The organism is Rhizobium sp. SSA_523, from assembly GCF_030435705.1.
Classification (GTDB): domain Bacteria; phylum Pseudomonadota; class Alphaproteobacteria; order Rhizobiales; family Rhizobiaceae; genus Neorhizobium.
Map to the genome: position 1 here is coordinate 1,112,067 of NZ_CP129381.1, position 20,103 is coordinate 1,132,169.

At 63.0% G+C, this 20,103-nt stretch carries 17 protein-coding genes; 12 read left to right on the forward strand and 5 right to left on the reverse strand.

Annotated elements, in window-relative coordinates; all coding sequences use genetic code 11:
* Positions 1-37: 37 nt before the first annotated feature.
* Positions 38-2,209, reverse strand: a complete 2,172-nt coding sequence (locus QTJ18_RS06345; RefSeq protein ID WP_489667263.1) for a TonB-dependent siderophore receptor — start codon at positions 2,207-2,209, stop codon at positions 38-40.
* A gap of 190 nt (positions 2,210-2,399) precedes the next feature.
* Complete coding sequence (locus QTJ18_RS06350) at positions 2,400-3,281, reverse strand: helix-turn-helix domain-containing protein (RefSeq protein ID WP_252754973.1); 882 nt, start codon at positions 3,279-3,281, stop codon at positions 2,400-2,402.
* A gap of 224 nt (positions 3,282-3,505) precedes the next feature.
* Between QTJ18_RS06350 and QTJ18_RS06355 the strand changes: the two genes are divergently transcribed.
* On the forward strand, positions 3,506-4,321 hold the full coding sequence (locus QTJ18_RS06355; protein ID WP_489667262.1) for an ABC transporter ATP-binding protein: 816 nt from the start codon (positions 3,506-3,508) through the stop codon (positions 4,319-4,321).
* Positions 4,322-4,337: 16 nt separating this feature from the next.
* Here the strand turns inward: QTJ18_RS06355 and QTJ18_RS06360 are convergent, their stop codons facing one another.
* Positions 4,338-5,270 (reverse strand): LysR family transcriptional regulator, encoded by a 933-nt coding sequence (locus QTJ18_RS06360; protein WP_252754972.1) that lies wholly within the window; start codon positions 5,268-5,270, stop codon positions 4,338-4,340.
* 197 nt (positions 5,271-5,467) lie between these two features.
* On the opposite strand from QTJ18_RS06360, the gene QTJ18_RS06365 reads away from it, so the two are divergent.
* The 8 genes from QTJ18_RS06365 (at position 5,468) to QTJ18_RS06400 (ending at position 15,093) form a co-directional block, all read left to right on the forward strand.
* Positions 5,468-7,579, forward strand: a complete 2,112-nt coding sequence (locus QTJ18_RS06365) for a TonB-dependent siderophore receptor (protein WP_252755032.1) — start codon at positions 5,468-5,470, stop codon at positions 7,577-7,579.
* 61 nt (positions 7,580-7,640) lie between these two features.
* Positions 7,641-8,477, forward strand: a complete 837-nt coding sequence (locus QTJ18_RS06370; RefSeq protein WP_252754971.1) for an ABC transporter substrate-binding protein — start codon at positions 7,641-7,643, stop codon at positions 8,475-8,477.
* The gene (gene fhuB, locus QTJ18_RS06375) at positions 8,470-10,458 is read left to right on the forward strand and encodes a Fe(3+)-hydroxamate ABC transporter permease FhuB (protein WP_252754970.1); all 1,989 of its coding nucleotides are present in this window, start codon (positions 8,470-8,472) and stop codon (positions 10,456-10,458) included. Before QTJ18_RS06370 ends, fhuB begins: the two co-directional genes overlap by 8 nt.
* 53 nt (positions 10,459-10,511) lie before the next feature.
* Positions 10,512-11,486 (forward strand): siderophore-interacting protein, encoded by a 975-nt coding sequence (locus tag QTJ18_RS06380; RefSeq protein ID WP_252754969.1) that lies wholly within the window; start codon positions 10,512-10,514, stop codon positions 11,484-11,486.
* A 418-nt stretch (positions 11,487-11,904) separates the two neighbouring features.
* Positions 11,905-12,546, forward strand: a complete 642-nt coding sequence (locus tag QTJ18_RS06385; RefSeq protein WP_252754968.1) for a response regulator transcription factor — start codon at positions 11,905-11,907, stop codon at positions 12,544-12,546.
* Between the two features lie 84 nt (positions 12,547-12,630).
* Positions 12,631-13,002 (forward strand): response regulator transcription factor, encoded by a 372-nt coding sequence (locus tag QTJ18_RS06390; protein WP_252754967.1) that lies wholly within the window; start codon positions 12,631-12,633, stop codon positions 13,000-13,002.
* Positions 13,003-13,047: 45 nt separating this feature from the next.
* The gene (locus tag QTJ18_RS06395; protein WP_252754966.1) at positions 13,048-13,353 is read left to right on the forward strand and encodes a UBP-type zinc finger domain-containing protein; all 306 of its coding nucleotides are present in this window, start codon (positions 13,048-13,050) and stop codon (positions 13,351-13,353) included.
* 54 nt (positions 13,354-13,407) lie between these two features.
* Positions 13,408-15,093: an FAD-dependent oxidoreductase gene (locus QTJ18_RS06400; protein ID WP_252754965.1), complete on the forward strand. Its 1,686-nt coding sequence runs from the start codon at positions 13,408-13,410 to the stop codon at positions 15,091-15,093.
* Positions 15,094-15,273: 180 nt separating this feature from the next.
* Here QTJ18_RS06400 and QTJ18_RS06405 read toward each other — a convergent pair whose 3' ends face one another.
* The gene (locus tag QTJ18_RS06405) at positions 15,274-15,852 is read right to left on the reverse strand and encodes a helix-turn-helix domain-containing protein (protein WP_252754964.1); all 579 of its coding nucleotides are present in this window, start codon (positions 15,850-15,852) and stop codon (positions 15,274-15,276) included.
* Between the two features lie 334 nt (positions 15,853-16,186).
* On the opposite strand from QTJ18_RS06405, the gene QTJ18_RS06410 reads away from it, so the two are divergent.
* Together QTJ18_RS06410 and QTJ18_RS06415 are read left to right on the forward strand one after the other, a co-directional pair.
* The gene (locus tag QTJ18_RS06410; RefSeq protein WP_252754963.1) at positions 16,187-16,822 is read left to right on the forward strand and encodes a response regulator transcription factor; all 636 of its coding nucleotides are present in this window, start codon (positions 16,187-16,189) and stop codon (positions 16,820-16,822) included.
* A gap of 109 nt (positions 16,823-16,931) precedes the next feature.
* Complete coding sequence (locus tag QTJ18_RS06415) at positions 16,932-17,285, forward strand: response regulator transcription factor (protein ID WP_252754962.1); 354 nt, start codon at positions 16,932-16,934, stop codon at positions 17,283-17,285.
* Between the two features lie 117 nt (positions 17,286-17,402).
* On the opposite strand, the gene QTJ18_RS06420 is transcribed toward QTJ18_RS06415, so the two are convergent.
* Positions 17,403-18,158 carry an AraC family transcriptional regulator gene (locus tag QTJ18_RS06420; RefSeq protein WP_252754961.1) on the reverse strand — a complete coding sequence of 252 codons (756 nt, stop codon included), beginning with the start codon at positions 18,156-18,158 and terminating at the stop codon, positions 17,403-17,405.
* 323 nt (positions 18,159-18,481) lie between these two features.
* Here QTJ18_RS06420 and QTJ18_RS06425 point away from each other — a divergent pair, with 323 nt between their 5' ends.
* Entirely contained in the window at positions 18,482-20,077 is a 1,596-nt protein-coding gene (locus QTJ18_RS06425; RefSeq protein WP_252754960.1) for a sensor histidine kinase, read from the forward strand.
* Positions 20,078-20,103 lie beyond the last annotated feature (26 nt).

The following is a 20,103-nucleotide window of genomic DNA, read 5'->3' on the forward strand; positions in this document are numbered from 1 at the left end:
TGAGGCGCGGCAAGGGGAGTCGGGCGCTTGACGCGACCTACCAGGTCTTGCTGATCTTCAACGTGACGGTGCGGGCCTCCCCGTAGCCGCAGGTGAATTCGCCACCGCAGCCGCGCACATAGTCCTTGTCGAAGACATTGGCGACGTTCAGGGCAGCCTCCCAGCCGTTCTTCTTGTAACGGATCGCCGCATCGAAAACGGTGGCATCGGGGACACTACGGCTGTTGAGACGATCGGCATAGCTTTCGCCCTGGTAGCGAATTCCAGCGCCGAGGCTGAGGCCATCCAGAGGACCTTCCGTCACCGCATAATCCAGCCAGAGGGACGCCTGCGATTCCGGGACCAGGTAGGGCGATTTGCCGACATAGGCCGAGACGATATCCTCCTTCACCTCAAGATCAGTGTAGCTATAGGAGGCCAGCATTTTCCAGTTGTCGTCGAGGTTCACCTTGCCCTCCAGCTCTATCCCGCGCGACTGCACTTTTCCGATCTGTTCGGCCAGGAAGGTGGCGGGATCCGTCACCACGACATTTCGGCGCTCAAGGTGGAAGAGCGCGGCGGTGAAACTGCCGTCGAAAGCGGTGGGCTCGTATTTGAAGCCGATCTCATACTGTTCGCCTTCTTCCGGCTTGTTGTTGGGTGTCGCGCTCGGGGCAATCGTCGGATTGAAGAAGGTCCCGATACTGGCATAGGGCGTCAGGCCATTGTCGAACTCGTAGGCCAGACCGGCGCGGCCGCTCAAGGCCGTCTTGTCATAGTCATAGGATGATACGAGGCTGCTATAGGCTGTTGCGCCATTATCCGTTTGCGTATGGACGTAGTCGGCGCGGCCGTTGAGCGTAACCAGCCAGCCGTCACCGAACCGGATCTGGTCCTGCACATAAGCACCAACCTGCTGCTGGGTGATGTCCTGATCGAGATAGACCGCTGTCGGCCCCTGCGGCGTGCCGTAGATCGGGTTGATGGGGCGGATGGGTGTTGCCCCGCCGCTCGCCTGCCGGTGGTCGAGCCGGTAATATTTATAGTCCAGGCCGAGCATGATGCTGTGCTCCGCCCCACCCAGATCGACGACTGTTTCCGCCCGATTGTCCAGCGCCAGGCTATCGACCTTGGAGGTCTCTTCAAAACCGATGCGGTTGAGCGGGTAATCGGGCGCGGTCGGCGCACCGCCGACATAACCAAAGAGGTAGGGTCCGATCTCATGCTTGTAGAGATAGCTGTAGCGGGCATTGGAAGAGAGCGTCCAGCCGGTCTCGAATTCATGGCTGAAATCATAGCCGACCATTTCCTGGTTTGAGCGGCCCTCGTCGAGGGACGGCTCGCCATAGAAGGAATCGCGGGACAATTTCCCGAACGGCGCATCGACCACAGTCCCGACATAAGGGAAGAACCCATTGCCGGTATGAACCTGGTCGAGCGCCGATACATAGGCCCAGAGATTGAGTTCGGTCGCGTCATCCGGCTGCAAGGTCACTTGCGGCATGATGAACCCGCGCAGGTCCTCACTATAGTCAGAGTAATTGTCGCCACCGGCAATCTTGCCGGTCAGGCGATAGCGGGCACCAGCAATGTCGGAAAGCGGCGCCGACAGGTCGAAGCCGAAAAAGGCATTGCCATTCGAATTAATGCCCGCCTCCGTGTAGAAGTAGGGCTCACCGGTCGGCCGCTTGCGCACCAGATTGACGATGCCGCCGGCATTGCCGCCCCCATAAAGGACCGACGACGGCCCTTTCAGGACATCCACGCGTTCCAGCGCGAAGGGGTCGATCTGGAAGCCGCCAAAGCCGTAGGAATAGAGATTGAGACCGTCGAAGAATATGCCGGTCTGCGTCGCGTCGAAACCGCGGATATAGATCCAGTCCGTGTCCGGGTCACTGCCGAAGGGCTCGGTTGCAACGCCGGGGGTGTAGCGCAAGGCCTCATCCACCTTGTTGACGACGCCGCGGTCGTCGAGCTCGTCCCGACCAATCACCGAGACCGATTGCGGGATATCCCGCAGCACCGTATTGGTTTTCGATCCGGCGCTCGATCTGCGCGCCACATAGCCGTCCACCGGTGCATCGGCTCGCTTGGCTGAACCTTCCACGGCAATGCGCGGCAAGAGCAGGCTTGCCTCCTGCGCCAGGGCGCGCCCTGCCCCCATCACCGCGGCAACCACTACTAAGCCGTGTGCAACGCCTCTCGTCTTCATGCCATTCATCCCCATCATGTCGCAGCGGCTCCAGGATCCGCATAACATGAGTCAATAAATCCGCTATTCCTGCCATGCTTGTCCGGATCGGCGAGAATTGAACTTTTCTGGGCCGCAGGCTGTCAAAAGAGCCGAAACCGTTGCCCGATTGCCGCGATCATGCCCTTAGGCCTTTTCGTTGGAGCCTTCGACCCTGAAGCAGGCCCTCTCATCGGCGGGCGTTTTTCCACCGGGCCGGGGTCGTGCCGACAAGCTTGCGGAAGGAGCGGGTAAAATGGGCCTGATCAGCAAAACCGGCTTCCGATGCGACAGCCGCAAGCGGCATATGCTCCTCCGAAAGAAGCCGCTTGGCATTTTCGATGCGAACCAGCATCTGCCAGGCATGCGGCGCGACACCGGTGGAGGCCTTGAAGGCATGGCTGAAATGCGAAAGAGACAATCCGGTCAGGTCTGCAAGCTCCTGAAGGCGGATGGCGCGGCTGGCATGGGTGCGGATATAGTCCTGCACGCGCCGCAACTGCCAGGATGAGAGGCTGCTGCGCTGGCGGGACGCGGTCTTCACGACATTCAGCAGATCGATCAGCACGGCGAGCGCCAGCCCGTCGCCATAAAGATCGTGCAATGGCGTGTCCGAACGCATCTCTGCGGCCAGCAAAGCGGCAAGCGCCATGGCCTTCTCGCTGTGAAACAACAGTCGTGGAGTACGAATCTGCACGGGGTCGAGCTCCTCCCCCAACCGGGAGGCGATAAGATCCGCGTCGAAATGAATATCGAGGTGTCGCAGGCCCCGGACACCGGCAATATCGACCCACAATTCCATGCCGGCCGGCACATAGGAGATCGGGCTCGTCCGGCTGTCCTGCTGGCCGCCGGCGCTTGCGGGCGACATCTTGACCTGCGGGCGGCCGCTGCCCGACTGATCGAGAAGGATGAACAGCCGGGGATCCCGCGCGACATAGCGCCCACCGGCATAGGCGGCGCATTCGACATCCCAGAGATCGGCCACCATGCCGTTCCAGGCGCGGCGTCGCAGACCTCCGATGACGGAAAATCCCTGGATGCTGTTTTGCATCTGCGGCTGAAACGTCATGACGCCCGTCCTTTAAACATGTATGGCATTATCAAGTTTGCTCATGTTTGCAAATCCCGTCGGCACTACGAGCGGTGAAAAGAGCAGGATGTTCTGCTCAGGCCGGCGGGTCGGGGATCGGGCGATGGAAATCGGGCGATAGAAGCGGGCGGTGGAAATCGTGCGGTGGAAATTGTCGGAAAGCTGAGTTAGATGCTCTGGAATAACGCGATACGGATAGTTCCATGACGATGATGTCGCCCGCAATGACGGCCACGGCCCGCACCAACCCCGCCTTCACGCTGGAGGAGGTCGGTTTCCGCCTTGGCAGCCGCATGCTCGTTGAGGATGTGAGCCTTGTCCTTCCCGCCGGCCAATCCATTGCGCTGGTGGGGCATAACGGCTCGGGCAAGTCCACGCTTCTGAAAATGTTGGGCCGGCACCTGGTGCCGAGCAGCGGTCGGATCCGGTTTGGCGAACGGCCTCTCGACGACTGGCCGGGGCGGGCATTCGCCCGGCATCTGGCTTATCTGCCGCAGCATCTTCCGGCAACGCCCGGAATGACGGTGCGCGAACTCGTGGCGCTCGGCCGCTATCCCTGGCACGGCGCCCTCGGACGCTTCAGCGAGGAGGATGCCGGCCGCGTGGAGGAGGCCATGCAGGATACGGGCATTTCCGAATTCGAGGAACGGATGGTCGACACGCTCTCGGGCGGCGAGCGTCAGCGGGTCTGGCTTGCCATGCTGATCGCGCAGAATGCCGGCTGCCTGCTGCTGGATGAACCGATTTCCGCCTTGGACATCCGCCACCAGCTCGACGTGCTTTCCCTCGTCCGGAAGCTGACGGAGGAGCGGAGCATGACGGTGATCACGGTGCTCCACGATATCAATATGGCGGCACGCTTTTGCGACCGCATCGTTGCCATGCATTCTGGCCGGCTGATCGCCGACGGAACGCCGCACGAGATCATGACCTCCGCCACGCTTGCCCGCATCTACAATGTCGACATGCAGATCATCCAGAGTGCCGACAGCCGGCGGCTGACGGCGATTGCAGGCTGATCGCGGCCGTTTTTCCTCACGGTGACATCGACGCTATCGCACCGGATTCGGCCCGCAGATGCGCGAGAAATGCCCTCACCACCGGCGAAGTCTCCGCCCGCCGGTGGGCGACCGCCAGATCGGACGTGGTTGTCGTGGACGAAAGGGCGACATACCGGACGCCCGGCAATTGCAGACAGCGCAGCGACTGCGGAACGACCGCCACCCCGATCCCCAGCGCGACCATGCTGACAATGGTCGTGAAATCCCGTCCGACGGCGCTGACGCTTGGCTGGAAGCCGGCCTCTTCGCAGGCGCGTATGGTGTTGCTGTGAAAGCCGACATCCGGCGGCTGGCGCGGCGTGATGAATGTCAGGCTCTTGAGGTCGGCGAGGTCGAGGCCGGCCTGATAAGCCTGCGGATGATGCGCAGGCAGGGCGATCACCAAGGGCTCGCGGAGAATCGAATGCAGGGCGATGCCGCCGGGCAGCGGCGCCGGCGGGCGGATATAGCCGACATCGAGGCGGCCCTCTTCCAGCGACTGCAATTGCTGGCGCATCTCCACCTCCAACAATTGAAGCTCCACCTCCGGATAGTTCTTGCGAAACGAGGACAAGGTCTGCAGCAAGACCCCTGCATAGGCGGCGGAAGCGACATATCCCACGGAAATCCGCCCGCTCTCGCCACGTCCCACCCGGGTCAGCGCCGAAACGGTCGATTCCATCTGCGAAATGATCTTGCCCGCCTCCTCATAGAGCAATTGGCCGGGAACAGTGAGCTTCACGGCACGGCGCGACCTGTCCAGCAGGGACACGCCGAGGATTGTTTCGAGGTTCATGATCTGCTGGCTCAAGCCCGGCTGGGCGATGCCGAGACGCGCCGCGGCACGGGCAAAATTACGCTCTTCGACCAGAACGACGAAGTAGCGCAGATGGCGGATCTCCAGGCCGGGCGCCTTCTGTCTGATCAAGCGGTCATCCTCTCATAATCGTCACCGATGCCGGCAATCAAACTTCATAAGCCAAACTTCTGAAAAATCCATTCAGAACCTATTGGATTTCAATCCCTGATCTGACTATTGATGACTAATACAGTCTAGTATAAGCGACCCTTCATGGTCGCCCTGCACCGGAGACGTCAACCGTGTCACTTCTTCGCTTCCACACCATGATGCTCGCAGCCGGTGTTGCGCCCTATCTGGTTCTGGTTTCAACCACAGCGGCTGAGGAGCCGACCACGGTCCTGTCCCGGATCACGATCCAGGGTCAGGGCGGCGGGGACGCGAAGGGACCGACCCAGGGCTTCGTTGCCGAAAATAGCGTTTCCGCCACCAAGACGGGACGGGCCATCCTGGAGACACCCCAGTCGATCTCGGTCATCACGCAGGACCAGATCCGGCAGCGCGACGCCCAGTCGCTCGGCGAGGCGCTGAATTATACGGCCGGGGTGGTTGGGCAGCCTTTCGGCGCGGATCCGCGCTTCGATTCCCCCAATATCCGCGGCTTTGACGGCCGCCAGGCACAGTTCCTCAACGGCTTGCGGATGATGCGCACGTCCGGCGCGCCTGCGGTGGACGTGTATGGGCTCGAGCGCGTCGATGTGATCCTGGGGCCGAGTTCGGTCATGTATGGCCAAGGCAATCCAGGCGGCCTCATCAACATGATCAGCAAGCGGCCGCGATTCGAGAGTTTCGGCGAGGTGGGTGTCGGCGCCGGCAGCTTCGACAATTACCAGACCTTCTTCGATTTCGGCGGCCCGGTCTCCGAAGGCGGCAATGTTGCCTATCGCCTGACGGGCCTTGCCCGCAACGCCCACGCCCAGACCGACGGGCTGGACAATGACCGCTATCTCTTCGCGCCGTCGCTGACCTTCGAACTCGACGACGACACGAAGCTCACGATTCTGACCAGCGTACAGCACGATAATCCGAGCTCGCCCTCCGGCCTGCCCTATCAGCTGACGCTGGACGCCGGAGCTTACACCCTGCCACGCGACTTCACGGTGGGCGACCGCAGCATAGATCGATCCGACCGGACTTTGACCAATCTGGGTTACGAGCTGGAGCACCGCATCTCCGAGGATTGGACGCTGCGCCAAAACCTGCGCTACACCAAGTTCGACTGGGATTACACCGCGCTCGGCATGAGTTCGCTCGGCCTTGCCGCGGATGGCCGGACGATCCGGCGCATCGTGACGATCCAGAACGAAGACCTCCAGACCTTCAATGTCGACAACCACCTGCAGGGCGAGGTCTCCACCGGCAATGTCGATCACACGCTTCTCTTCGGTCTCGACTATCGCCACTTCGCCAATGACGTGACGACCCAATTCTGGAATGCAAGCTCGCTCGATGCCTTCACACCGCGCTATGGCGGACCGATCGCCCTCACCTCGCGCTCGGTCTACACGCATGTCAATTCCACGCTCAACCAGCTGGGATTTTACGCGCAGGATGAGATAGCGTTTGAGAACTGGCGCGCAACTCTCGGCCTGCGGCAGGATTGGGCAAGCACGCAAGGGACCTCCAGCAATCCCGCCACCGGAGCCACGCGACCGCTCAACAAGGATGACCAGAAGCTGACGGGACGGGCCGGCCTCAGCTATCTCTTCGACCAGGGCATCGCCCCCTATATCAGCTATGCGACATCCTTCGAGCCGGTTCCCGTCCCGTCCAGCGGCAATCTTCTGGAGCCCACCACCGGCGAGCAGGTGGAAATCGGCATCAAATATCGCCCGGAGGGATGGAATGCCCTGTTCACGGCCGCCGCCTATGATCTGCGGCAGAAGAATGTGCTGACGACCACCGTTGTCAACGGCGTGTCGCAGACGAGCCAGATCGGCGAGGTGCGGGTGAAGGGGCTTGAACTGCAGGCGGTGGCAAGCCTTGCCGAGGGCCTGGATCTCTCGGCCGCCTATACGCATGCCAAGGCGGAGATCGTAGGCGGCAGAGAGGACGGCAACCGACCCGACAACCTGCCGGAAGATGCTGCAAGCCTGTGGCTGAAATATACATTCCAGCCCGGCACCATGCTGGAGGGACTGGGTGTGGGCGGCGGCGTCCGCTATATCGGCCAGCGATACGGCAACACCGCCAATACGTTCGATCTCGATCACGTGACGCTGTTCGATGCCGGCCTGTCCTATGAGAGAAACGGCGTGCGCGCCTCTCTCAACGTGCAGAACATTGCGGACGAGAAATATCTGGCGAGCTGCAGCACGTTCGGATGCTTTTACGGCGACGGGCGCAGCGTGATGGGGAGATTGAGCTATTCGTGGTGAGACAGGTCATAGGCTGAGCCGGCGGCATTTTCTTGCGAGCGCTGCCGGCTCGATTCTTGCCATGCGGCCGACTTATGCTCCGGCATCCGCTGAGGAGCCCTTGCGCATTGCCGCCATCGACTGGGCCATGCTGGAGACGGTCATGGCCCTTGGTCTGATGCCGATTGCCGCGACCGAACTCATCCAGTTCAGGAAGGATGCCGTTGAACCGGCCATTCCCGACACTGTGACCGACCTCGGTCTGCGTGGCTCGCCGAATTTCGAATTGCTGCAACTCGCCGAGCCGGACCTCATCCTCAGCTCTCCCTTCTACACCCGCCATCAGCCGGCGCTGGAGCGGATCGCGCCCGTGTTTTCGCTTCCCTTCTATGTGCGCGGCGATCCGCCCCTTGCCAAGGCGCGAGATGCCCTGCAGTTGCTCGGCGACAGATTGGGCTTGCGGCAACAGGCGGACGACCGGCTGGTGGAGGTCGAGCGGCAATTCGACGGGATTGCTGCCCGCCTTTCACCCTACAGCCGGCGACCGACCTATCTGATCAATATCGGCGATGCCCGTCACTTCCGCGCCTTCGGCGCCGATAGCATGTTCGGCAATGTTCTCGACCGGCTCGCTTTGCCGAATGCCTGGACCGAGAATTCCCGCTTCAGCTTTGCGGCGCCCGTGCCGCTGGAGCAGATGGCGGCGGTGCCGGAGGCGCGCATCGCGATCATTTCCGACATACCGGTGGAAGCGCGCTCCGGGCTTGCCGACAGCATGATCTGGAACAAGCTCGACCCCGTGCGCGCCGGCCGCGTGGTAAACCTGGCAAATGTCAATCCATATGGCGGGATCACTGCTGCGATGAGGTTTGCGACACTTCTGGCGCAGGGGTTGGAAGAGGCGGGGCCAGATGTCTGACATCAGTCTCGTCCGATGGATCTGGCCCGCCTGTTTCCTCCTCGCGGCCTTCCTCTTCCTGGCCTCCCTCAATGCCGTCATTCCCTGGCCGGCCTGGCGCGCACTGTCGCTCGATCCCGGGCAGATGTCGATGGACGAGATCATTCTCGCTTACGCGCTTCTGCCAAGGGCAGCCGTTGCCCTGCTCGCGGGTGCGGCGCTCGGCCTTTCCGGCTTTCTGCTGCAGCAGGTCCTGCGCAATCCGATCGCCGATCCCTCCACGCTCGGCATTTCGGCCGGCGCCCAGCTTGCCATCGTCTCCGCAACGCTGTTCTTTCCGGCCTTTCTTGACGGTTACCGCTGGCTGGTGGCGACAGGCGGTGCCGCAGCGGCGGCCGCCATCGTCTTCTCCCTCGGCTGGCGGCAGCGCTTCGAGCCTGTCACGATGGTGATTGCCGGTATGCTGACCGGCATCGTCGCCGCATCCCTTTCGGCGGCCTTCACCCTCTCGCAGGGCGAATATCTGATGTCGCTGGTGACCTGGAACGGCGGATCGCTTACCCAGGCGGACTGGTCGCCGGCATCAAGCCTCTTGCTTCAACTGTTGCTCTTCGGAAGCCTTTCGCTGCTGCTGCTGCGTCCCCTTTCGGCGATCAGCCTCGGGGATGATGCGGCATCGTCCCTCGGCGTGCCTTTGGGTGTCATCCGCTTTGCCATCATCCTGATCGCCGTCGCGCTCTCCGCTGCCGTGGCCGCAACGGTCGGCCTGATCGGTTTCGTCGGTCTTGCAGCACCGGCCCTGGCACGCGCGACGGGCATACGCCGGCCGTTTCCCCTTCTCCTCGCCTCCGCGATGATCGGCGGCTTGCTGCTCTGGCTCTGCGACGGCGCAATCCAGGCTCTGGCGCGAGAAACGAGCGAGACATTTCCGACCGGCTCGGTGACGGCGCTGATCGGCGGGCCGATGATGCTGTGGCTTCTGCCGCGCCTGCGATCCTCCCACGCCGTATCGCCGAACACGGTTCTGCAGGACACACGCCGGCGAAATCTGCGCGCCATCGGGCTGCCGCTGCTCGGCGTTCTCCTCATAGCGGGTCTGTCGCTGCTCGTGGTGGCGCTTCCTCAGGGCTGGCGTCTTCTCGATCCCGGCGAGATGATGGAGCTCTTTCCCCTGCGCTGGCCGCGCCTGATCGGATGCGGCGCCGCAGGCGGCCTCCTGGCGCTCGCCGGCGCGATCCTGCAGCGGCTGACCGGCAATCCGCTGGCAAGTGCCGAAGTGATCGGCGTCAGCGGCGGTGCAGGTCTCGGCTATGCGGCGGTCCTGACCGGCTTCCCGGCAGCCTCAGCCCTCGGCCTCCTCGGCGGCGCGGCAACAGGGTCGCTTTGCGTCCTGCTTCTGGTGCTGCTCTTTTCCCTGCCGCGGCGCCTTCCGCGCGAGCATCTGCTATTGGCGGGAATCGCCATCGGCTCCTTCGCCACGGCCATCCTTTCCTCCCTGATGGCGCTGGGCGATCAGCGCGCCTGGCAGATCCTGGCGTGGATCGGCGGCACTGCCTCCGCCGTGACACCCGCGAGCGCCCTCATTCTCCTGGCGCTGCTGGCACTCTGCCTTTTGACCGCCTGCCTTTGCGCCCGATGGCTGACGGTACTGCCGCTCGGCGATTGCGTGCCCTCCTCGCTGGGCGTTCCCGTCAAAGGCAGCCAGTTGGTGCTGATCGTGACCGCCGCCTTGGCAACGGGCGCAGCCTCCATCCTCGTCGGTCCTCTCAGCTTTGTCGGCCTCGTCGCGCCGCATCTCGCCCTTCGCGCCGGCTTCCTGACAGCCCGCGACCATCTTCTGTCCTCGGCGCTGATCGGATGCGGATTGATGATCCTTGCCGACTTTGGTGCCCGCTCGGCAACGGCCCCCTACGAGCTGCCGCTCGGGCTTTTTGCCGCGCTGCTGGGCGGCCCCTACCTGATCTGGTCCCTCAGCCACTCCCGTCACAAAAGCTTAACTTGACAATTATAGTCATCTTTTTAGAAAGATCTTGCCGTGAAAAGGATGGGATCAACATGCATGGTTTGCTGAATACGAAAGGTTTTATTGAGGCCGATGCCGACGCGGTCTTCGACGCCCTTCGGCAGCGCGCCGCACTTTGGGACGTGCCATACGAGATGTCCGAGGATCTTGCCGTCTTTTCCGTCTGGAGCAGCGAAGCACGGCTGCAGAAGGTGGAGCGTGACGTGCATATCACCATCACCGCACCGGAGCGCCGCCTGCTTCTGACGCTCCAGGAATCGCTGGCGGAACTTTTCGACGAGAAAAAGCTCGCCGTGAAATGGGACGAGGTTGCGGATGGTGCGCTGGCGCCCGGCCTGTCTCTGATGTCGGTGAGTGCCGTGCAGCGTCGCTCGCCGAATTTCCTGCGGGTCTGCGTGGAAGCCGAGGATGCCGAGGATGCCGAGCGATTTGGAAGCGGCAGCCTGCATTTCCGCCTTCTCCTTCCGCCGAAGGGAAGGCAAGCGGTATGGCCGAGGATCAATGCATCCGGCCGCACCGTCTGGCCGGAGGGTGAGGATGCCTTCCACAAACCGGTCTACACGACTGTTGCACAGCAGGGGAACCGGCTGGAATTCGACGTTTTCCGTCATGATGGTAGCCCGACATCGGCCTGGGCGGAGAGCAACCCGATCGGCCAGACCGTCGGCATCATGGGGCCGGGCGGAGGATCCTGCCCGCCTGTTACGCCGCTCTTCCTGTTCGGTGACGAGACGGCGCTGCCCGCGATCATCCGCATGCTGTCGCTTTCCGCCCGACCCGTTGAGGCCTTTGTCCAGGCTTCGCCGGAGGATCTCTGCGAGCTGCGGAACGACCCGCGCGTCACGCGCGTGGACGACCTTCTGCAGGCGCTGGAAGCCTTCCCGCAGGACAGCGGCGGCTTCATCTGGCTCGCCGGCTCCGCCGAAGCGGCTCGCAGAGCCCGCATCATGCTGACAGAGCGGGGACTGACCAAGCGTGATTTCGCTGCGGCTGCCTATTGGTCCTGAGGCCCAGCCTCAGCAGACCTGACATCCTCGAATGGCCGGCGCAGGACCGGCCAGCGGTCGTCCCGCGCCTGCCAGGTCCTGCGGGGCTGCCCCGCCAGGCTATCCTGCCCCACAGTTCGGCGCGACCAATGGTGCCGGCCCGTCGGCTGACGATCCTCGGCCTTGCTCGCGCACCTTGGTCGCGCACCTTGATCCTCCGCCTTTATCCCGCACCTTGATCTTCCGACTTGATGCCGAAGCCAGCAACCCAAACCAATGTATAATGTCGTCGAGTTCTCGGTTCATTTAGCCTCCCGGAAGATAAAAGCTGTGCCTCTCTGCGTCTCGGCACGCATGCGAGGGAGCGCTTTCACAGAAGAAGGGATAGGCCATTGTCTGTCGTGCTTTTGAACCCGATCCGGGCCGGGAGAGGTTGTCGATGAATGATGCGCGAAAGCCTTCCCGTGGTCGGATGCAGGACGGCCCCGTCGTCTATGTCGTCGATGATGACCCCGGCATCCGCGAGGCGCTGGTCGATCTTTTCGCAACCATTTCGACGCAGGCCATTCCCTTCGAGACGGCACAGGATCTGTTGCAGAAGGCCGATCTGGAGCGGCCCGGCTGTATTCTGCTCGACGTCCGCCTGCCGGGCGGCAATGGCCTGGACGTCCAGCTGCATCTGGAAAAGCTCGGCAACCGGATGCCGATCATCTTCATGACCGGTCATGGCGATATTCCCATGACCGTGCGGGCCATGAAGGCCGGCGCCGTTGATTTTCTGGGCAAGCCCTTCCGCGATCAGGACATCATTGATGCGGTTGCCGCGGCCTTTGAGAAGGACCGCGAGAACCGCCAGCGCGCCGCCGCCAACAGCGCTGTCCTGGATCTTGCAAAAAGCCTGACGCCGCGGGAGCGGGAAGTCATGGCAGCGGTGGCGCAAGGGTTGATGAACAAGCAGATCGCTTTCCATCTCGGCATCAGCGAAATCACGGTCAAGCTTCACCGTGGCAATGTCATGCGCAAGATGGAGGCGCGGTCGGTCGCCGATCTGGTGCGCAAGGTGGAGATGCTGGGCCTATGACCAGCGGAACCTACACCCTTGTATGGTGCAAGGGCGGGATCTAAAGGCGCATAAGGGGGCAGTCAAACAAGAAGGCCCAAGCCATTGCCCAAGATACCCGTCATCGCCATTGTGGACGACGATCCGTCGATCAGGGAAGCCCTCGACGATCTCGTCCTGTCCTGCGGTTACGAAAGCCGGCTGTTTGCCTCCGCGGAAGCCTTTCTGGCCGATGCCGACCGCGCCCGGATCGACTGCATGTTGGTGGATGTCAGGATGCCAGGCCTTACCGGAATTGAGTTGCAGGCGGCGCTGAATGCGCAGACAGCGCCCAAGCCGCCGATGATCTTCATGACATCCTATCGCGACGAGCGGACCAAGGCCGCCGCCATGGATGGCGGCGCCTTTGCCTTTCTGGGCAAGCCCGTCGATTTCAATCAGCTGGTCCATTGCCTCGAACAGGCGCTGAGACATTGATGTTTTGGCGCTACGGTTGGGCGCCTCCAAGCAGGAGCACGGATCATGACCTACCGCTGTACCCATGTTGCGAGCATCGAAACCGTCAGTCCCCGGACGCTCGGCTGCGAGGAGTGTCTGAAGACGGGGCAGGTCTGGCTTCATCTGCGCCTCTGCCGAAGCTGCGGCCATGTCGGCTGCTGCGATCAGTCGCCCGGACGTCACGCCACCGCGCATTTTCACGCAACCGGCCATCCGATCATCGAAGGCTATGATCCGCCGGAAGGGTGGGGATGGTGCTATGTCGACGAGACTGTCATCGACCTCCCGGACCAGACGCCGCAGCGAGGGCCGATCCCCCGCTTCTATTGATCGGCCGGCAAAGCATTGGCCATGCGACGCGCAGACGAAAGTGAGGGACGACCGATGCCAGATCTGAGCTCACGGCACCACCAGATGTTTCCAGTCCTCACGCAGCAGCAGATCGAGACGGGAAAGCGCTTTGCAAGCGGCCCCGCGACGCGGTTTGAACCGGGCGCGTTCATCTACAGGGTGGGTGACAAGACGGCGCCCGCCTGGCTGGTTCTCGACGGCTCGATGGATGTCTTTCGGCATGAGGGGCTTTCCGGCGAGGCGCCGATCACCAGCCACGGCGCCGGCCAGTTGTCGGGCGAGGTCAACCAGTTGTCGGGGCGGCCGACATTTGCCGGCGCGCGTGCCGGAGCGAGTGGCTGCACGGCACTGCCTTTCGATGCCGCACATTTGCGCGCCCTGGTGATCAGCGCCGCCGAAGTTGGCGAGATCATCATGCGCGCGCTCATTCTGCGCCGCGTCGGCTTGATCGATGCCGGCGCCGGCTCGGTCCTGATCGGCGTCGCCGGCACTGCCGGGCTGTCGCGCCTGCAGGGTTTTCTGACGCGCGGCGGATTTCCCTACACGGTCCTCGACGCCTCTATCGAGGGCGAAGGCAAGGCGCTGATGGAACGGCTCGGCATCCAGCCGTCCGAATTGCCGCTGATGGTATGCCCGGACGGAAGCATCCTGAAAAATCCGGCAGATGCCGAAGCCGCAAGATCGCTCGGCATGACGCCTGACCTGCCGGCCGGCCGGATCTTCGATGTCGCCGTTGTCGGTGCCGGCCCCTCCGGCCTGGCGACAGCCGTCTATGCTGCATCGGAAGGGCTCGATGTCGTCGTCATCGATGAACGCTCCGTCGGCGGACAGGCGGGTGCCTCGTCACGCATCGAAAACTATCTCGGCTTTCCCACCGGAATTTCCGGCCATGCCCTGGCCGCCCGCGCCTACAACCAGGCGCTCAAGTTCGGCGCCGAAATGGTTCTCCCGGTGGCCGTCCAGAGCCTTCATCCGCCACAGGTGGTTGACGATCCGCTGACGCTGGAGCTTGCAGAGGGGCGCCGCGTTCAGGCCCGCTGCGTCGTGATCGCCTCCGGCGCCCGCTATCGACGCCCGGATGTGAGCGGGATCGCCGCTTTCGAAGGCGCCGGCGTTTCCTATTGGGCCTCTCCGATCGAAGCCAAGCTCTGCGCCGGTCAGGACGTGGTCCTGGTGGGCGGCGGCAACTCTGCGGGCCAGGCGATCGTGTTTCTGGCACCGCAGGTCAGAAACCTGCATCTTGTGGTGCGTCGGGGCCTGGAGGAAACCATGTCGCAATATCTGATCGACCGCATCCACGCCCTGCCCAACGTCATCTTCCACATACATTGCGAGGTGGAGGCTATCGCGGGCGAGCCTAGCCAGGGGCTGACTTCCGCCACGCTGCGCAATCGCCTCGACGGCAGCAGCACCACGCTGCCGATCCATCACATGTTCCTGTTCATCGGGGCCGATCCGAATTCCGGCTGGATCAGCGATCGCGTCCAGACCGATGCCAAGGGTTTCATCGTGACCGGCCAGTCCTTCGACAGCCAGTGCGGCCACAGCCGGCAGCCCCTCCCCCTCGAGACAAGCTTGCCGAATGTCTTTGCAATCGGCGATGTGCGGGCAGGCTCGACCAAGCGCGTCGCGGCGGCCGTGGGCGAGGGTGCGGCGGTCGTGTCACAGATCCATACAGCCCTCAGCGCGTCCAGTCATCGCACCGCATCGCATCCTTGAAATCCTGGGCGGCAGCGAGCAGGTGACGGTCGTCTCGGCGCGATTTGCCTTGTCGCCGATCAGCACAACGGGAAAGCCGCTCCTGCGGGGAGCGGCATGATCCAGAACGACAGGGATGGAAACCGTGGCTTTAGCCCGGCCGCCGGCGCGATGGGGCGGCAGCCTGGCCGGGCAGCGTCGTCAGGTCTCGGCTGCCCGATGGATCCTGCGCTGCCGCCTCCAGGCCGCTGGCGTCGTTCCCGTCACGCGGCGAAACACGCGCGAGAGGTGGGACTGGTCGGCAAAACCGCAATCGAGGGCGATTTCGCAAAGAGCGGCATTGCTCTCCAGCATCAGGTCCTTCGCACGCCCGACACGGCGGCGGCAGATATAATTGTGTGGCGACGTGCCGAACGAGACTTTAAAGGCGGCCGAAAAATAGCTCGTGCTCAGGCGGACAAGCCTCGCCAGATCATCCGAGGTCATGCGGGCTGCCGGATCGGCATCGATGAACCGTCTGACGCGCTCGGCCTGCCAGGGCGCAAGTCCGCCCTGCGGCTGGACGGCAGGGGCGACTGGACGATCAATGCCCGAATGCTGCCCGACAAGATTGGCCGCCCGCCTGACAAGATCCAGCGCGGCATCGCCTTCCCGCTCGGCCAGCGACATCGCCTTGGCCAGAAGATGGGCCACTTGATCGCCGGATCCCGTCAGCAGGGCCGCCGGATGGACCTCCCCGCCTCGTTCCATTTCGTTGACCCGGACGTGCATCGTGGACATGGTGACCTCCATTGGATTGTGGCTTATCTGCTGGAGATCATCCATGGTCCGGCCGGGCAAAGATATTGTACCGTGAGCGATAGACACCAGACGAGGGTGCTAGGCGCACATACCAAGGTATAGTTGCGGCACCGCAGGCCGGCGGCTAAGGAAAGATCTCTCGGCAAAAGGGCCTGGCGGGACCTGCCGGAATCCGGATCGCAGGCGGGGCTGAGGGCGCTGGCTCGCCGGGATCGGCAGCGATACCGGGACCTGCGATGGCTCACACTTTCCCTGTCGCGCGCGGACAGGGTGTCGCGCCACAGGCCAACCATCACGATCGATCGGTTCCAGCATGACGCAAACCCCTCTCGTTCTTGTTGTCGACGACGAACCGATCATACGAACCGCGATCGACAATCTGCTTCGATCCGTCGGCTACCGAGTGCGGTGCTTCGCCGCCACGGCGGATCTCTGTGACGACCCGGCCGGTCTGCAGGAGGCAGATTGCCTGATTCTCGACGTTCGCCTGCCCTTTACCAGCGGCCTCGATTTCCAGCAGACATTGGTTGCAATGGGCGTCGACATCCCGGTTGTTTTCGTGACGGGCCATGGGGATATTCCCATGTCGGTCAGGGCCATGAAGGCGGGAGCGGCCGATTTCCTGTCGAAGCCATATCGCGACCAGGACATGCTGGATGCAGTGGCCTGCGCATGCCGCAGGCGCGCCGCGACACGGAACGATATCCGTCTGGACGAGGAGCTCAGGGCGCGCTTCAGCTCCCTGACGGCACGGGAGCGGCAGGTCATGGAGCTGGTGACCAGCGGCCTGATGAACAAGCAGATCGCCGGTCATCTCGCCTTGAGCGAGATCACGGTGAAGGTCCATCGCGGCAAGATCATGCGCAAGATGCAGGCCCGCACATTTGCCGATCTGGTCAAGATGAATGAGGCGCTCACCCGTCTCAACGCAACGCCGGCGGCCGGTTAAACCCACGTATAATCGAAAGGCGTTTTGCAAGCGCATAAGGTGGCTGCAGAGGCAAACCGGCCACAGCCGGAGATTGGCAAACCAGGTGCAGATCCCCCGGCGCATTTGCGTGATCGATGACGAGGCCGAGCTTCTCCGCGCCACCAGCAGCCTGCTTCGCTCCTGCGGCTATTGCGTTGCGACATTCGTCTCGGCGGAAGATTTCCTAGCAGCCGGCCCTGTAGGCCAATGGGATTGCGTCATAGCGGACGTCCAGATGCGCGGCATGAGCGGTCTGGATCTTTACGCGGTGCTGCGCTTCCGGCAAGAGCGCGTGCCGTTCATCGTCATCACAGCCATGGCCGAAGGCGCGATCCGCGGCGCAACCCATGGCGGGTTATGCGTGCTGCAAAAGCCGTATCCTGCGGAACGTCTCCTCGCCTGCGTCGAAGAGGCCATTCGTTCATCAGGCAGCAGACCGTGACCAGGCCCTGTCACTTGAGAGCGAAGCATGCTTCGGCGACGGCTCGGCAGCCTTGCAATTCGAGCATGCGGGAAAACAGGAGGCGGAGGGAGCCGTTCGGCAGGATCATGACAGGCGTCAGCGCTTCGTCCTGCGATAGGCTCCGGGGGTCAGTCCGACATGACGACGGAAGGCGCGGCTGAAAGCGGCCTGCGAGGAAAAGCGACAGCGAAAGGCAATATCCGAGAGGGAGATGCCTGGCTCTTCAAGCAGCAACCGGGCATGGTCCAGGCGTCGGTCGGCAACATAATCGGACGGCGTCTTTCCCAGTGTCGCCTTGAAGGCCCTGGTGAAATGGTACCGGCTGAGGCAGGCAACGCTCGCAAGTTCGGCGACGGTAAAATCCGTCTCCAGATACGTCTCCACATAATCGATCACACGCTGCCGGCGCTCCTTGCTCAAGGCGCCGGCGCCTTCCTGCTGCGGGGCCCTGGGCAGGAAATTGCCCGAATAGGATGACAGGAGGTGAAGCGTCAGCGCCATCGACAATTGCTCGACGAGCATGTCGCCGGCCGCCGTTTCGCAGCGCATCTCGAGCAGGATCCGCTGACAGATCTGGCGGACGAATTCATCCTGCACATCCGCAAGATAGGCGATGCTGTCACAGCCGCCGGGCCGCGATGCAAGCTCGGATGCCGCGCGAAAGGGCTCTTCCGGAAGATAGAGATGCAGGACCTGCGGGATCGCCTCGGTCAACCGGATTGAATCCTCCTGAACGCCGACCGGACAAAACCACAGGGTTCCCGTCCGGGCAGGTGTCTTCTGGAGATCGCCATTGCCGCATCTCTGCACGATGCCGGACCGCGTGCCCTGCAGGGCCAGGGTGATCTCCATCTGGCTCCCACAAATCGCGGGTAATTCGCCTGCCGGGTGATTCCGCACTTCGGCGGCGAGGTTCCTCCATTGCCGGCTTCCCGAGGAATCGAGGACCCCGGCTTGGGGAAACTTCATTCTGCCATGATCATGCAATGACGACATCGGGGTGCCCGGAGTGAACCGGACGATCATAATGGCCCAAGGCTGGCGCCGCAATGCCGATCACCCCTCGGCATCAACAAGCAAACCGGGATCAAACATCAGCACATAAGGCAAAGACGCCGCCCCCCGGCTGGATGGTACAGATAGGGCCCGATTGTCCTGCCCCAGGTCGTGATGACATGCAGCCCCTGATCGTGTTTGGCGAAGACCCCGACGAGACCCTGCTCCGGACCGGCACCTGGAAGCCGGTGGCCGAGGGTGCGGACTGGGTTCTCTACGACATAGCACTGCCGCGCAAGTCCAGGCATCTAAAAGCCTTGGTCATGCCGTCCGATGCAAGCCTTGCCTCTCGTTTCGCCGAGGAGGCGGCCTCCCAGACCGGATCGAGCCGGCCTGGCGGATCGCCGGGCGCGGCAGGCCAGCCATTGACCCGGGCATCCGGACAGGAAAACTGTTTAGCAGACGGCGCGATGAGCCCTGCGCGCCGGGACACCGATGTCGAGACGGCGCTCGACATCGCGCTGACGCTAACGGAGGACATCCACCTCGACCGGTTGATCGAGACGCTGATGACCAAGATGCTTGACCATTCGGGCGCCAGCAGCGGCTGTCTGTATCGGATCTGCGACGGCAGGCTGCATCTGGAAGCAAGGGCCTTGCGCGACACGAACCGCATCCTTGTGAGCATGGCGGGGGACGAATGGCAGGCAGCCGAACCATCGCGAGCCCTGATCAGGGCGGCCCTGCAAAGCCGTACGCCCTTCATCGCAACGCGCTCCGAGCTCGGCTTTGCGGCTGCTGCAGAGAAGTCCGCCGCCGCCCGGGGCGATTTCCTCTGCGTGCCGCTGCTGCGTCGCGGCGACCTGACGGGACTTCTCTGCCTCCAGAATGACCGGCGCGACGGTGCCTTTGCCACGGATGCCCTCGCTTTGGTCAAGCTGCTCGCCTCGCAGGCCGCCATATCTCTCGAAAATGCCAGACTTCACGCGCGCCTTGTGCAGGAGAACGATTTGCGGGCGCGAAGCGAAGCAGCGCTTGCCTCTGCCAGAGGAGAGCTCGAAAGGAGCGCGCGCCTGACGATCCTGGGCGGCATAGCGGCGTCCGTGACGCATGAGATCGCCCAGCCCCTGGCGGCGATCGCCTCGAATGCGGGTGCCAGTCTCCGCTGGCTCCAGCGCGCGCAACCGGATCTCGAGGAGGCGGTCAGCAGCCTGAGCGCCATCTCTGCGAGCGTCGACCGTGCCCATGACATTATTCGTGCCCTGCGCGCGCTTGCAAAACAGGCACCCGGTGACGAACGGCCCGTCTGCCTCGACGATCTGATCGCCGACGTCATCCGGATCGCCGGCGCGGAGGTCGAACGACAGGGCGTCGAGCTCCTATGCGAGCTTGCGGCGCGGCCGGCAAAAATATGCGGCGATGCCACGCAACTGAAACAGGTGGTTCTCAATCTGCTGACCAATGCCATGGAGGCGGTAGAAGCGCTACCCAGGGAAAGGCGGCGCGTCATCCTGTCATCGTCCCTCTGCCAGGACACCATTGTCGTTGCGGTGCGCGACTTCGGCACGGGGATAGCACCCGCCTCCGCCGAGCGGCTCTTCGAGCCCATGTATACGACCAAGGCGAGCGGCATGGGCATGGGCCTTTCGATCTGCCGATCCATCATCGAAACACATGGCGGGCATCTGAAAGCCCTGCCGCAGGAACCCGGGAGTCTTTTCTCCTTCGAACTGCCGATCCTGCGCCCGACAGCGCGGCAAGACCGGCCTGCATGACCGGCGGTCTCGGCCGGAAAGCCCGT

Coding starts and splice junctions, on each gene's coding strand:
- QTJ18_RS06345 (WP_489667263.1), bottom strand. CDS start 2,209: ATGATGGGGATGAATGGCATGAAGACGAGAGGCGTTGCACACGGCTTA.
- QTJ18_RS06350 (WP_252754973.1), bottom strand. CDS start 3,281: ATGACGTTTCAGCCGCAGATGCAAAACAGCATCCAGGGATTTTCCGTC.
- QTJ18_RS06355 (WP_489667262.1), top strand. CDS start 3,506: ATGACGATGATGTCGCCCGCAATGACGGCCACGGCCCGCACCAACCCC.
- QTJ18_RS06365 (WP_252755032.1), top strand. CDS start 5,468: ATGATGCTCGCAGCCGGTGTTGCGCCCTATCTGGTTCTGGTTTCAACC.
- QTJ18_RS06370 (WP_252754971.1), top strand. CDS start 7,641: ATGCGGCCGACTTATGCTCCGGCATCCGCTGAGGAGCCCTTGCGCATT.
- fhuB (WP_252754970.1), top strand. CDS start 8,470: ATGTCTGACATCAGTCTCGTCCGATGGATCTGGCCCGCCTGTTTCCTC.
- QTJ18_RS06380 (WP_252754969.1), top strand. CDS start 10,512: ATGCATGGTTTGCTGAATACGAAAGGTTTTATTGAGGCCGATGCCGAC.
- QTJ18_RS06385 (WP_252754968.1), top strand. CDS start 11,905: ATGAATGATGCGCGAAAGCCTTCCCGTGGTCGGATGCAGGACGGCCCC.
- QTJ18_RS06395 (WP_252754966.1), top strand. CDS start 13,048: ATGACCTACCGCTGTACCCATGTTGCGAGCATCGAAACCGTCAGTCCC.
- QTJ18_RS06400 (WP_252754965.1), top strand. CDS start 13,408: ATGCCAGATCTGAGCTCACGGCACCACCAGATGTTTCCAGTCCTCACG.
- QTJ18_RS06405 (WP_252754964.1), bottom strand. CDS start 15,852: ATGTCCACGATGCACGTCCGGGTCAACGAAATGGAACGAGGCGGGGAG.
- QTJ18_RS06410 (WP_252754963.1), top strand. CDS start 16,187: ATGACGCAAACCCCTCTCGTTCTTGTTGTCGACGACGAACCGATCATA.
- QTJ18_RS06420 (WP_252754961.1), bottom strand. CDS start 18,158: ATGGAGATCACCCTGGCCCTGCAGGGCACGCGGTCCGGCATCGTGCAG.
- QTJ18_RS06425 (WP_252754960.1), top strand. CDS start 18,482: ATGCAGCCCCTGATCGTGTTTGGCGAAGACCCCGACGAGACCCTGCTC.